Genomic DNA, 13,337 nt, shown 5'->3' with positions numbered 1-13,337 from the left:
AATTGTATTGCTAAATTTAATAATTATTCATCACAGTCAGAAAAGTGTGATATTATATAGAGAACTTAGAATTAGATAGGGGGATGGAGAAATGGAGCTGTTGAATAAGACGGTCGGAGAGATTTTAAGTGAGCAAGCGATTCTGTACCCGGAAAACGAAGCATATGTGTATCCGGACCGAGAATTGAGAAAAACATACACCGAATTCGACAAAGAAACGGATCAACTTGCAAAAGCATTTATGGGGATTGGAATTCAAAAAGGGGAACACGTTGCGATTTGGTCAGATAACAAACCACAATGGCTACTGAGTCAATTTGCGACCGGTAAGATGGGCGCGGTTCTCGTAACGGTCAATACGAATTATCAAGCAACTGAGTTGCAGTATTTACTGCAGCAGTCTGAAGCCACTACTCTCATTTTGGACGAGGGATTTAAAGATACTAGTTATCTAGAGATTTTGCGTTCCATTTGTCCGTCCCAAGAAGAAAGCGACGGGGGGCATATCGATTGTCCAAAGTTGCCGAATTTGAAACGTGTCATTCTAATGACCGAGAAAAATGAAGTGGGAATTTACAATTGGTCTGAGTTTCTGAAACACGCAGACATGGTATTGGATGAAGAACTGGTGAAGCGCAAGAAATCTCTCAGTCCGGATGATGTCATTAACATTCAGTACACATCTGGGACAACAGGGTTTCCAAAAGGGGTTATGCTCACACATAATAATGTCGTAAATAACGGCAATATGATTGCAGAAACGATGAAGTTGTCGAGTGTGGACAGATTGTGTATTCCAGTTCCATTTTTCCATTGTTTCGGTTGTGTACTTGGAACTTTAGCAGCAGTGTCTCATGGAGCAACGATGGTCATTGTTGAACAGTTTGAAGCTGCCCGTGTTCTACGCGCAGTTCAAGAGGAAAAATGCACGGCATTGCACGGAGTCCCTACGATGTTCATATCTGAATTGAATCATCCTGACTTTAAAACTTTCGATACTTCCAATTTGCGAACGGGTATTATGGCGGGATCTACATGCCCAATTGAAGTGATGAAACAAGTTATCGAAGTGATGGGTGCGGCCGAAATTACAATCTGTTATGGATTAACAGAGGCTTCACCTGTCATCTCTCAAACGAAGACGGATGATCCGATTGAAAAGCGGGTGTCTACAGTCGGCAAACCACATCCTCATGTAGAAGTGAAAATCATCGATCCAGCGACCGATGAAGAACTTCCAATTGGGGAGTCAGGAGAGCTTTGTACTCGAGGGTATCATGTGATGAAAGGCTATTATAATAACTCTGAAGCAACTCGTGAAGCGATTGACGAAGAAGGTTGGCTGCATACGGGGGATATTGCTCGATTGGATGAAGATGGCTATCTGGATATAACCGGTCGCATGAAAGACATGGTCATTCGGGGGGGAGAGAATATTTATCCCCGTGAAGTGGAAGAATTTTTGTACACATACCCTGGAGTTTCTGATGTTCAAGTCGTAGGAGTACCCGATGAGAAATATGGAGAAGAACTGATGGCGTGGGTCATCCCGAAAGATGGAGTGGAACTGGATAAGGAAGAAATTCGAGCATTCTGTAAGGGAGCCATATCGCATCACAAAATCCCCCGTTATATCGAATTTACGGATGCATATCCAATCACGGCTTCAGGCAAAATCCAAAAGTTCAAGTTACGTGAAATGTCCCAAGAAAAAGCTATACATTCTTGAAAAAGACGCGTGCCCAACTTGGGGCATACGTCTCTGTTATTCATACAACGTCTGTTCTTTTGTCCCGTCTTCGTGATAAACCGTTAACACACCTTCATGATTGGTTACATAGGGCTTTGCTTTTTTGAGCAGTGCACTTTTTGTGTTTTCCTTATAGATAACAGACGATGCGCTCTTTTTCTTCAACACCCATTCATCTTCACGTGAGCGTACCTCGAAGTGAGGGCGGTCTTCAGCCTTCCCTTCAACTGTTTCTCTTGCTTGTGAAAGTCCGATTGAGATCGCACGGCCTTCTTCGTAACCTTCCCGGAGTAAGGCATTCCCAATTTCAATGGCTTTGTTGCGTACATCCGCTGATACATTTTTAAAAGTATCTGGATAATCGTCTTTTGTCCAAGGCATTTGTAACTCCTCCTTTTTAGGTTGCATCACTCGGGAACCTTTTTAGCTTGAAGTATTAGACTGTTGGTTGGAAGCTGCTATGAAAGGTTCCAGCCTATGATCGGTTTCCAATTGCATAAAAGGAACGTCCCGCATTGCTCCTGGCTTATCCTGATCACTGTAAAAGTGCTCTACTTTATCGGGGTTCGGGAGAATTTCCATCGCTTCTTTTTTACTACAAGCGTAATAGATTTCCCCAACGCGAGCTTGATAAGAAGCAGCTAAACACATCGGGCATGGCTCGCCACTCGCATAAAGAATTGTATCTGAAAGGTCTGTCGTAGCAAGGATTCGACATGCTTCCCTGATCGCAACCAATTCCGCATGTGCAGAGGGGTCGTGGTCCACTTCTACTGAATTGACGCCACTCGCAATGATTTCACCATCTCTTACGATGACAGCGCCATATGGGCCGCCACCTTGAAAGACGCTATCAGTTGCTAGATGGATAGCATCATTTAAAAAACGTTCATGATCCAATTGAATTCCTCCTGTCGAATAGTAGCTATTTCCCGGGAAATAAACCGAAAATAGGTATGGCGCAATACACCTAACTTGCCTATAATGGATTTGACCGTGCTTGCATAAGATAATGAAAGCGTTTGCGGTTACTTAGAGAAGAAAAAAGGGGGATTGAACTATGTCAGCTGATGGTTACAAACTGATTTCAATTGTGCTTTATATGGCCGCCATGGTGTTCATAGGATGGTACGCGTTTCGCCGCACATCTAATTTAACAGATTACATGCTCGGTGGCCGTTCACTCGGACCCGCAGTTACAGCACTCAGTGCTGGTGCTGCAGACATGTCAGGATGGCTATTACTAGGATTGCCAGGTGCAATCTATGACAAAGGACTGCCAGAGATTTGGATCGCAATCGGTTTAACAACCGGAGCTTACTTGAACTGGTACTTTGTAGCACCACGTCTTCGTGTATATACCCAAGTAACGAACGATTCAATCACAATTCCAAGTTTTCTCGAAAATCGTTTGAAAGATAAATCAAGATTTTTAAGAATCGCTTCCGGATTTATTATTCTTATCTTCTTTACATTTTACGTGTCTTCAGGAATGGTTGCGGGAGGTAAGTTTTTCCTCAGTTCATTCGGATTGGATTATCATATTGGACTGATCATTGTGTCGGTCGTTGTCGTAGGATACACATTGTTTGGTGGATTCCTTGCTGTAAGTTATACGGACTTCGTGCAAGGACTCATCATGTTTCTAGCACTCATTCTCGTTCCAGTTGTTGCTGTGTTTTTCACGGGTGGAATTCCTGATACTGTGGATTCAATCCATGCAGTGAATCCGGATATGCTTAGTCTTGTGAAAGGGGCAACTCTTCTCGGGGTCATTTCATCCGTTGCGTGGGGTCTTGGTTACTTCGGCCAACCGCATATTATCGTACGCTTCATGGCCATTAAATCCGTTAAGGAAACGAAAAGTGCTCGTCGCATCGGAATTAGTTGGATGATTTTAAGCTTACTTGGTGCTGTCGCAACAGCGCTCGTCGGGATTGCTTATTACCAACAGAATCCTGGTGCAGAGCTAGTGGATTCTGAAACGATCTTCATTGCACTTGGGCAAATTATTTTCCATCCATTCATTGCAGGTATCATGCTTGCAGCTGTTCTTGCAGCAGTAATGAGTACGATTTCTTCACAGCTTATCGTTACGTCTTCAGCATTGATTGAAGACTTATATAAGGCTGTTTACAAGACAGATGGTACAGATAAGCAATACGTATTCCTTGGACGTATGGCAGTACTTGTCGTATCACTCATTGCAATGGTGCTTGCTTGGCCGAACAACGAATCCATTTTGAAACTTGTATCATTTGCTTGGGCTGGTTTCGGTGGCGCATTCGGACCAATCATCCTCTTGTCCCTCTACTGGCGCAAACTGACAGCTAAAGGTGCATTATTTGGAATGGTTGCAGGTGCAATTGTTGTTGGCGTATGGGGGAACATTCCAGCACTATCAGACACTTTATATGAAATCATCCCTGGCTTCATAGTTTGTCTACTCGTTACGTATTTTGTTAGTCTTGCAACTTACAAAGAAAACAAAGAAATCGAGCGTGAATTTACAGAGTCATTGGAACTGTTGAAACGCGATAGTTAATTAGGAAGCCGTCCATTTAAAGTGGACGGCTTTTTTCATGGTTTCTTTCTGCGGGTGGGGTATGATACTAGTAAAGGGGGAACTCGTTATGAAACTCGATCATGTTGTTTGGTTTACAGAACGTACACCTGAAGTAGTTACTAAACAATATCCGGGTGCAGTTGTTGGTGGAAGACACGAACAATGGGGGACATACAATGCACTCCTTTACTTGCAAAATGCCTATATTGAATGGTTGGCAATTGAAAACGCAGAGGTAGCAGATTTCTCCTCTCACCCTTTAATTGAGCTATTGAAACACGACTTACCAACGTATGGAGAGGGCTGGGGTACGCTATGCATTTCAACTGACGAGATTCAAGCTCTTAATAAGAAGCTTGAAAGAATGGGGATGCATACTTCTGGTGTGCTCGATGCATCTCGTCTCACCTCTTCAGGAACCATTAAGAAATGGAAAATGTTGTTCGTGAATGAGAAGGATTTAACTGATCTTCCTGCTCCGTTTTTCATTCAATGGGAAGAAAGTGAACAGAGTCGTCGCCTTGCATTACGTGCAGAAGGTACAATCTCTGATGAAAGTGATGCCGAACGAATTTTGGAATGTGAACTTGTTACTAGAGAGCCTGAGCGGACGCTCGAGCGCTGGTGTAGGATTCTCGGAGTACAGCCTGAAGATCAGGAAAGTCTTATGTTGAATGACGTACGATTGCGCTTTATAGAAAATCCGGACGAACGGAACCGTATGCTTGCTGTTGTGACGGGGCAAGCTGAATAATAAGGTAAATGATTGGGAGAAGGTGTTTGAATGGATGAACTGGAACAGCTAAAAGAAACCGCGATACTCGTTGGGGTAGAAGAACAGAACGATGATCATTTTGAATACGAGCTAGAGGAACTTGGAAATCTGGCAGCTGCAGTAGGGGTGAAAGTCGTCGGAAGTGTTGTCCAAAAGTTAGAGCGTAAGCATCCGACAGGCTATATCGGAAAAGGAAAGATTGATGAAGTAAGATTATTTGCAGACGAAGCAGGAGCTAATCTAATCATTTTCAATGACGAGCTGTCCCCTTCGCAATTACGTAACTTGGAGCGCGATCTGGAAGTGAAAATCATTGACCGGACGATGCTCATATTGGACATATTCGCACGAAGAGCCCGAACCCACGAAGCGCGAATGCAAGTTGAACTAGCAGAACTGCAATATTCATTACCAAGGCTAGTCGGATTACGAGCTTCCCTTGGCCGACAAGGTGGAGGTACTGGTGGTGGGTTCCAAAACAAAGGTGCCGGTGAAACGAAGTTGGAACTCGATCGCCGTAAAATTGAAGAACAGATTGCGAAGTTGCGGAAAGAATTAGAAGGCATGAAGCAACAGCGCGATGTCCAGCGGAAACAACGAAAACGTAGTGGAACACCGGTCGTTTCAATCGTAGGCTATACGAATGCTGGAAAATCAACGTTAATGAATAGAATCTTATCTGAAGCGAACGGTGATGAGGCGAAGACCGTGATGGAGAAAGATATGTTATTTGCGACGCTCGACACATCAGTCCGTAACGTTACACTGATTGATCGTAAACCATTCATCCTAACCGATACTGTTGGTTTTGTTGCAAAGCTACCTCACCATCTAGTGAAAGCGTTCCGTTCTACATTGGAGGAAGCCCGTGAAGCAGATTTGCTTCTGCACGTTGTAGATGTTTCAAATCCAGAGTACCGTCATATGATTGAAGTCACGAACAAAACACTCCAAGAGGTCGGTGTGGAAGATATCTCGACGATGTACATTTACAACAAAGCCGATCTTGCAAGTGAAGTGGATTACCCACGTGTACAAGATGACCAAATTTGGCTTTCAGCAAAGACGGGTGTGGGCATCGACGAGTTAGTCGCTCTCATCGAGCAAAAAGTCTATCAAAAACATATTACGTGTAAACTCCTCATTCCTTTTGAGCGTGGAGATTTGGTTTCCTATTTGAATGAGGAAACGTATGTGAAATCTACAGAGTACGAAGAAGACGGCACTCTGATGGTTGTAGAGATGGACGAGCGTGAACGGAAGAAACTTGAGGAATACATTGTCAGTCACTAATAGAAAAAGAACGGCACCGCCAGTATTGGCAGTGCCGCTCTTTTTTTCTATAAGAGAAAGGGGGTGGGATAGTAGTAGTATGCCCGTTTCCAACTTTCTTAAACCTGTTGAAATTGATTTGCGTGTAATTTTGAAAAAATACCATTCTTCGCAACTAGTTCGGCATATCCTCCATCTTCTGCAATCCCTTCAGGTGTCACAACGACGACACGATCTGCATCGCGAATTGTCGCGAGTCTGTGGGCAATGACGAGAGTCGTTCGGTTCTCAGAAAGCTCTGTAAGAGATTCTTGAATAATACGTTCTGTCTCAGTATCGAGCGCCGAAGTTGCTTCATCCAAAATGAGAATCGGTGGATTTTTTAAGAACATACGCGCTATTGCGAGACGCTGTTTTTGTCCACCTGACAATTTCAAGCCGCGTTCACCGATTTGAGTTTCATAGCCATCGGGAAGGCTGGCGATGAAGTCCTCTAAATGAGCACGCTTAGCGGCTTCGTAGATTGCCTCATCGGGAGCATTCAAATCTCCGTACGCAATATTTTCTTTTACAGTACCGGTAAAGAGGAAAACGTCTTGTTGGACGATCCCGATCTGACGGCGCAACGAACGTTGGCTCATATTACGGATGTCCAACCCATCGATTGTGATCTGCCCTTCATTCACATCATAAAACCGAGGAATCAGTGAACAAATCGTCGTTTTTCCAGCTCCTGATGGGCCGACAAACGCAATAGTTTGTCCAGATTGAATCGATAAGCTCAGATTGTTGAGAACCGGCTTTCCTCCGTCATAACCAAATGTGACATTTGAAAGGCTGATATCTCCATTTAAGTGGGCAACATCAATCGCATCGGGAGTGTCTTTGATTTCGGGTTCTTGGTTAAGTAAGTCCTGGAAACGGCTAAACCCAGCCATTCCTTTCGGGTAGAGTTCTAGCAATGCACTAATTTTATCAACTGGTTTAATGAGGATGTTGACGAACAATATGAAACTGACCAGTTCCCCAATAGAGAGCGTCTTTTGGATGGTAAACCATGCTCCAACAACTAAAATCACGAGTGTGAGAAGACGCGTCATCATATAAATAGAAGAAGTCGTCCAAGCCATGACGTTATATGCGACTAGTTTAGCGAGCCGGAAGTTACCGTTGTCATACTGGAAACGAGCCAGCTCAAAACTTTCATTTGTAAATGATTTTACGACACGTGATCCTGAGACGGAGTCTTCTACACGTCCATTCACTTCTGCAATTTTTCCATACATATTGAGCCAAGCGGAATTCATTGCTTTGTTACAAAAAGCAACGAGGACAATCAGGAAAGGCACCATAACGATTGCAATGAGAGCGAGTTCTGGATTGATGGAGTACATCAGGATGAATGCTCCTATAATGGTCATGACTGCAATGAAAGCATCCTCTGGTCCGTGATGGGCAAGCTCACCGATGTCAAAGAGATCGGTCGTGATACGTGTCATAATATGTCCCGTTTTTGTATTATCAAAAAAACGGAATGACTGCTTTTGAACATGATTGAACAGCTTCTCACGCATGTCTGTTTCGATGTTAATACCCAGTTTGTGCCCAAGGTAACTAACGAAGTATTGAAGGAACGTACTGAATAGATAGATGACGAGTAACAAAATACTAACTGTAGTAATCTGGCCCCAATCTTTAGTGGGCAAGAGTTTATCAATGAATCCCTGGACGGCGAGTGGAAATGCTAGTTCAAGTAAGGCGACAAATATAGCACTCGAAAAGTCAATCATGAACAGTCTTTTGTGCGGTTTATAATAGGAGAAGAATTGTTTTAGCATCATACCCGTCCTTTTTGCAATTTTAGTGCTAGTATACACGGTTTAATCAGAAAGTTCGACATAACCCTCAGAATATTCTACAATCCGGGACTTTTGTTAGGAATATGGGGTATGGACAAAAAGAAGGATTTTCAGAGTTTTTTGAAATAGTGTGAAACCGAACCTATATACTGTCGTAGACTAATATGTAATGAAGTTTCATAAAAAGGAGAAGATTTCATGAAAAAGTGGACAAAAGGGATTGCAGCAGGCTTACTCGTACTCGCTCTCGGAGCGTGTGGATCAGGTGAAGAGCCGAATGCAGAGGCGGATGCAAATACAAGCACTACAAGTAACGGTAAAGATGCCAGTAAAGAAGTTGAAAAGAACGAACTTACAGCTCAAGAGGTTTATCAAAAGTCTTTAGAAGCTTCGGAATCGATTAACAGTATGCATGCGGATTTTTCGATTCAACAAAACATGAAGACAACAGGTGAAGAAAATTTGAGCATGAAAAATGATATTGCTATCACAATGGACATGGTAACAGAACCGTTGTCCATTCATCAGCAAATGGTAGTGGAAGGGGACGCTGAGGGCTCTATGGATATCGAGATGTATGGTGAAGGAGACGAACTATACATTCAGACACAAGAAATGGAAGGCGATTGGATACTCGTTCCTGCTGAAATGCAAGATGAAGTTTTAGCTGGAATGGACAGTTCCAATGCAATGATGGACTTGGAAGTATTCAAGGACTTTACGGAAGAATTCACACTTGAAGAAAAAGGAGACGAATATATTTTGAACTTATCCGCCTCAGGCGATAAGTTTAGTGAACTCCTGAAAGAACTCATGGATCAAACTGCAGTGGGGAGTCAAGGAATGGAAGGTGAAGAAGAGGGCACGATGGAGAACGTAGAAGTGAAAAAAATCGAGCTCACACTTCATATTGACAAAGAAACCTACTATACGAATTCGTTTGACATGAAACTGGATGCGATTATGGATTTAGCTGGCTATCGAACTGTCGCAATCCAAAATATTAGCGCTAAAATGAGCAAAGTCAATGAGCTTAAAGAAATTGTCATCCCAGACGAAGTACGAAACAACGCTTATGATATGTCGGGAAGTAAGGTTGGCGAGTGAGGATAGCAAGATGAATGGAACGACCACCTAGTGTCGATATTATAACGGGTGGGAGGAAAGCGCATGCTATCCTTCCACCTGTTTTTTTGTTTTAAATCCTCTTTTGTGATTCCTAGATTTCTCTCATTCTCAGTACAAACTCATATCCATCAAGTTCACAAATTAGTGAGAATCATTGTCAGTTATCTGTTGACTTCCAATATGCTTTTGCTATAATTGGAATTGCGGCTAACTGATAATTGTTTTCATTTAAACGACTCGAGCCCGCAAATATCTAGATATCGGAGTTCTTCATGAAGAAACGTTATTTGATACTCGCGCTAATTCTCCTTTCACTACTTTCTCTGTTTGTGGGAGTGAGCCATATTTCACCAAAGGACCTGCTGGACTTCCGCTCTGAGGAAACCGAAATTTTTCTCATTAGCCGGTTACCAAGATTACTTGCGATTTTGCTCGCAGGTGCAGGGATGAGTATTACAGGTCTGATCATGCAACAGCTCAGCCGCAACAAATTTGTATCCCCTACTACGGCGGGTACATTAGATGCCGCAAAGCTTGGGATTCTCGTTTCGATGTTGTTATTTACGAACACGTCAACGATTGAGAAAATGCTCGTCGCATTTGCGTTTGCTCTAGGTGGCACCCTGTTGTTCATGAAAATTTTGGACCAAGTTAAATTTAAAGATGCCATTTTCATACCGCTTGTGGGTCTCATGTTCGGTAATATCTTATCGTCGATCACCACTTTTTTCGCTTACAAAGCGAATGTGATCCAAAACATGTCCTCCTGGTTGCAGGGAGATTTCTCTCTTATTATGAAAGGCCGTTACGAATTGCTATACATAAGTATCCCCGTTCTTATCATCACCTACCTCTATGCAAACCGGTTTACTGTGGCTGGAATGGGTGAAGATTTCTCCAAAAACTTGGGGCTAGCTTATCGAAGAATTGTGAACATCGGGCTGATATTGGTCGCGCTCATTACGACTACGGTTGTTTTGACTGTGGGGGTTATTCCGTTTTTAGGACTAATCATCCCCAATATTGTTTCCATCGTCAAAGGCGACAATTTGGAAAAAACATTACCACATACAGCGATGCTAGGCGCGATCTTTTTACTCGTGTGTGACATTCTCGGAAGGGTTATTATTTACCCGTATGAGATTTCAATTAGCTTGATGGTCGGCGTCATCGGCAGCGCGATATTCCTCTATATGTTGTTTAGGAGGAAAGCCTATGCGTAATCGTACTAAAATGCTCATACTCGCTGTTGCTGCTCTCGTTTTCTGCGGATTGTATTTGTTCCAGGGACTAAATGGAAGTTATGATTATGCGTTGCCGCGTCGCGGTATTAAAGTCATCGCTATGGCATTAACTGGTGTAGCGATTGCCTACTCAACAGTCATCTTCCAAACAATAACGCACAACCGTATTTTGACGCCAAGTATTATGGGACTCGATTCCTTATATATCTTGCTACAAACCGTGCTGATCTTTTTCCTTGGGTCTACACACGTCACAATTGTAAATAAGCAAGTGAACTTTGTGTTATCGGTTGGGGCTATGGTTATCTTCGCCCTACTGCTTTATCAGTTCTTGTTTAAAGCAGGAAAGCGTCCGATTTACTTTCTATTACTCGTTGGGATTATCGTCGGAACCTTTTTCCAGAGTATCTCAACGTTTCTGCAAGTACTGATAGACCCAAACGAATTTCTACGGGTACAAGACAAATCATTTGCGAGCTTCAATAACATTAACGGAGATCTTGTCTGGTGGGCCCTCGGGATTCTGATTATTGCGCTCTTCATTGGATGGCGGAAGTTCAACGAATTGGATGTGCTGTCCCTCGGTCGCGATACAGCCATTAACCTAGGTGTCGATCACGATAAGATCGTCAAAACGATGCTCATTCTGTCTTCAGTTCTCATCGCTGTATCGACAGCGCTCGTCGGTCCGATTACATTTTTCGGCCTCATCGTTGCGAATCTGTCGTATCAGTTTTTCAAAACATACAAGCACTCTGTTCTAATATCCGGTGCTTCAGTCATGAGTATCATTGCGCTAGTTGGAGGACAATGGATTGTCGAAAGAGTATTCACATTCTCCACAACACTTAGCGTCATCATTAACTTCGTTGGCGGTGCGTACTTCATCTACTTACTATTAAAGGAGAGTCGATCTGCATGATCCAGGTTCGAGAATTGACAAAAGCCTACGGTAACAAAGCAGTTGTTGAAAAGGTGAGTGTGGATATTCATCCCGGTAAAATCACTTCTTTCATAGGACCCAATGGGGCAGGTAAATCGACACTTTTGTCTATGGTAAGCCGGCTGCTTGATGCAGACACAGGTGAAGTGCTCGTCGATAATGACAACGTAAAGAAGATGAAGTCCAATGAGTTTTCTAAACGGGTGTCAATTTTGAAACAATCCAACTTCATGAACGTTCGGTTAACAATACGTGAACTCGTGTCGTTCGGTCGCTTTCCTCATTCCAAGGGACGACTGCAAGCAGACGATATTCAAATCGTGAACCAAGCACTCGACTATATGGACTTAATGAGTATGCAACATATGTATTTAGAAGAGCTATCTGGTGGTCAAAGGCAACGCGCGTTCATCGCAATGGTTATTGCACAAGATACCGATTATATCTTGCTGGATGAACCGCTGAATAACTTGGATATGAAGCACTCTGTCCAAATTATGAAGATTCTCCGCCGACTTGTGGATGAACTCGGCAAAACCGTTGTCATCGTTCTTCACGACATCAACTTTGCTTCAGTCTACTCAGATCGTATCGTTGCTTTAAAAGAAGGGCGCGTCGTAAAAGATGGTCCAACGAATGACATTATCAACTCTGAATCACTTCGAGAAATCTATGACATGGATATCCCGATCCAACAGATGAACAATTGTCGTATCTGTGTGTACTTCAACTCATAAACGAAAAGGATGGTATAGAAAACATGAAAAAGCTTACCGTATTATTTATGGCATTTGCATTGATGCTTGTACTTGCAGCATGTGGATCTAAAGATGAAGATAAGAAACCAGAAGCAAACAATGCAGGATCAGATAACTCATCTGAAAGCAGTGAAGAAGCAAAAACGGAAGAAATGACATTCAAGCATGATCTTGGTGAGACAACATTGGAAGGCACTCCGAAAAAAGTTGTAGTTTTTGACTTCGGTGTATTAGATACGTTAGACGAGCTTGGTGTTGAAGTAGCAGGTCTTCCACAATCCAATGTACCTGCGTACTTAGAGAAATATGCTAGTGATGACTACACAAATCTTGGTAGCTTGAAAGAGCCTGACTTCGAAGCACTTCACGCTCTTAAGCCGGATGTAATTTTCATCTCTGGACGTCAAGCTGACTTGTATGATCAGTTTGAAGAAATTGCTCCAACCATCTATATGGGAATCGATACTGCAAACTACATGGATTCGTTTAAGAAGAACATGGATATCATCGCTCAAATCTTCGACAAAGAAGATGAGATGAAATCAGAACTTGCTGATGTAGAAAAGCAAATTGAAGACATTAACGCAAAAGCTTCCGAAACAGATAGCAAAGCATTAATTACTCTTGCATCTGAAGGAAAAGTAAGTGCATACGGGCCAAGCTCACGTTTTGGTTTGATTCACGATGTATTTGGCTTTACACCGGCTGATGAAGGAATTGAAGCTTCAACACACGGACAGAACATTACGTTTGAATATATTCTTGAAACAAACCCGGACATTCTATTCGTAATCGACCGTGATGCGGCAGTAGGTAAGGGTGCGAATGCTAAGAAGACAATTGAAAACGATCTTGTGAAGAAAACAAATGCATTCAAAAATGACAAAATCGTTTACCTCAACGGAGAATACTGGTACCTTTCTGGTGGCGGATTGAAGTCTATGAAAGAAATGATCAAAGAAGTAGAAGCAGGACTATAATTACATGAAAAAGACCGATTCCACACATGGAATCGGTCTTTTGTGTCTGCCGGAGTAGTCCT

General features: G+C 42.7%; 12 protein-coding genes. 9 read left to right on the top strand and 3 right to left on the bottom strand.

Translation table 11 applies throughout. The features are described 5' to 3' along the window. Positions 1-91: 91 nt before the first annotated feature. Positions 92-1,729, top strand: a complete 1,638-nt coding sequence (locus N693_RS0114300; protein ID WP_025785512.1) for an AMP-binding protein — start codon at positions 92-94, stop codon at positions 1,727-1,729. A gap of 36 nt (positions 1,730-1,765) precedes the next feature. On the opposite strand, the gene N693_RS0114295 is transcribed toward N693_RS0114300, so the two are convergent. Together N693_RS0114295 and N693_RS0114290 are read right to left on the bottom strand one after the other, a co-directional pair. Beyond that, positions 1,766-2,131 (bottom strand): hypothetical protein, encoded by a 366-nt coding sequence (locus N693_RS0114295; RefSeq protein ID WP_025785511.1) that lies wholly within the window; start codon positions 2,129-2,131, stop codon positions 1,766-1,768. 42 nt (positions 2,132-2,173) lie between these two features. Beyond that, entirely contained in the window at positions 2,174-2,650 is a 477-nt protein-coding gene (locus N693_RS0114290) for a nucleoside deaminase (RefSeq protein ID WP_025785510.1), read from the bottom strand. A gap of 160 nt (positions 2,651-2,810) precedes the next feature. On the opposite strand from N693_RS0114290, the gene putP reads away from it, so the two are divergent. The 3 genes from putP to hflX all read left to right on the top strand — a co-directional run bounded on the left by putP (position 2,811) and on the right by hflX (position 6,384). Further along, a complete protein-coding gene (gene putP / locus N693_RS0114285) occupies positions 2,811-4,295 on the top strand; it encodes a sodium/proline symporter PutP (RefSeq protein WP_025785509.1) in 1,485 nt (494 codons plus the stop codon). Positions 4,296-4,383: 88 nt separating this feature from the next. Then, positions 4,384-5,070 (top strand): VOC family protein, encoded by a 687-nt coding sequence (locus N693_RS0114280; RefSeq protein ID WP_025785508.1) that lies wholly within the window; start codon positions 4,384-4,386, stop codon positions 5,068-5,070. Between the two features lie 30 nt (positions 5,071-5,100). Further along, positions 5,101-6,384, top strand: a complete 1,284-nt coding sequence (hflX, locus tag N693_RS0114275; protein ID WP_025785507.1) for a GTPase HflX — start codon at positions 5,101-5,103, stop codon at positions 6,382-6,384. Positions 6,385-6,482: 98 nt separating this feature from the next. Here hflX and N693_RS0114270 read toward each other — a convergent pair whose 3' ends face one another. After that, positions 6,483-8,201 (bottom strand): ABC transporter ATP-binding protein, encoded by a 1,719-nt coding sequence (locus tag N693_RS0114270; RefSeq protein ID WP_025785506.1) that lies wholly within the window; start codon positions 8,199-8,201, stop codon positions 6,483-6,485. A 219-nt stretch (positions 8,202-8,420) separates the two neighbouring features. Between N693_RS0114270 and N693_RS0114265 the strand changes: the two genes are divergently transcribed. The 5 genes from N693_RS0114265 to N693_RS0114245 all read left to right on the top strand — a co-directional run bounded on the left by N693_RS0114265 (position 8,421) and on the right by N693_RS0114245 (position 13,275). Further along, the gene (locus tag N693_RS0114265; RefSeq protein WP_025785505.1) at positions 8,421-9,329 is read left to right on the top strand and encodes a DUF6612 family protein; all 909 of its coding nucleotides are present in this window, start codon (positions 8,421-8,423) and stop codon (positions 9,327-9,329) included. 293 nt (positions 9,330-9,622) lie between these two features. Then, entirely contained in the window at positions 9,623-10,573 is a 951-nt protein-coding gene (locus tag N693_RS0114260; protein ID WP_025785504.1) for an ABC transporter permease, read from the top strand. Next, positions 10,566-11,516: an iron chelate uptake ABC transporter family permease subunit gene (locus N693_RS0114255; protein WP_025785503.1), complete on the top strand. Its 951-nt coding sequence runs from the start codon at positions 10,566-10,568 to the stop codon at positions 11,514-11,516. Before N693_RS0114260 ends, N693_RS0114255 begins: the two co-directional genes overlap by 8 nt. After that, complete coding sequence (locus tag N693_RS0114250; RefSeq protein ID WP_025785501.1) at positions 11,513-12,274, top strand: ABC transporter ATP-binding protein; 762 nt, start codon at positions 11,513-11,515, stop codon at positions 12,272-12,274. Before N693_RS0114255 ends, N693_RS0114250 begins: the two co-directional genes overlap by 4 nt. Positions 12,275-12,297: 23 nt before the next feature. Beyond that, entirely contained in the window at positions 12,298-13,275 is a 978-nt protein-coding gene (locus tag N693_RS0114245; protein WP_025785499.1) for a siderophore ABC transporter substrate-binding protein, read from the top strand. The last annotated feature ends 62 nt before the right edge of the window (positions 13,276-13,337 follow it).

Origin of the sequence: Sporosarcina sp. D27, from assembly GCF_000586555.1 — a bacterium.
GTDB lineage: Bacteria > Bacillota > Bacilli > Bacillales_A > Planococcaceae > Sporosarcina.
This window is presented reverse-complemented; position numbering and strand designations above follow the sequence as displayed.

Bases quoted from the DNA above. Each gene is read 5' to 3' on its own strand.
- N693_RS0114245 (WP_025785499.1), top strand. From the start codon at position 12,298: ATGAAAAAGCTTACCGTATTATTTATGGCATTTGCATTGATGCTTGTA.
- putP (WP_025785509.1), top strand. From the start codon at position 2,811: ATGTCAGCTGATGGTTACAAACTGATTTCAATTGTGCTTTATATGGCC.
- N693_RS0114295 (WP_025785511.1), bottom strand. From the start codon at position 2,131: ATGCCTTGGACAAAAGACGATTATCCAGATACTTTTAAAAATGTATCA.
- N693_RS0114265 (WP_025785505.1), top strand. From the start codon at position 8,421: ATGAAAAAGTGGACAAAAGGGATTGCAGCAGGCTTACTCGTACTCGCT.
- N693_RS0114250 (WP_025785501.1), top strand. From the start codon at position 11,513: ATGATCCAGGTTCGAGAATTGACAAAAGCCTACGGTAACAAAGCAGTT.
- N693_RS0114280 (WP_025785508.1), top strand. From the start codon at position 4,384: ATGAAACTCGATCATGTTGTTTGGTTTACAGAACGTACACCTGAAGTA.
- N693_RS0114270 (WP_025785506.1), bottom strand. From the start codon at position 8,201: ATGCTAAAACAATTCTTCTCCTATTATAAACCGCACAAAAGACTGTTC.
- N693_RS0114260 (WP_025785504.1), top strand. From the start codon at position 9,623: ATGAAGAAACGTTATTTGATACTCGCGCTAATTCTCCTTTCACTACTT.
- hflX (WP_025785507.1), top strand. From the start codon at position 5,101: ATGGATGAACTGGAACAGCTAAAAGAAACCGCGATACTCGTTGGGGTA.
- N693_RS0114300 (WP_025785512.1), top strand. From the start codon at position 92: ATGGAGCTGTTGAATAAGACGGTCGGAGAGATTTTAAGTGAGCAAGCG.
- N693_RS0114255 (WP_025785503.1), top strand. From the start codon at position 10,566: ATGCGTAATCGTACTAAAATGCTCATACTCGCTGTTGCTGCTCTCGTT.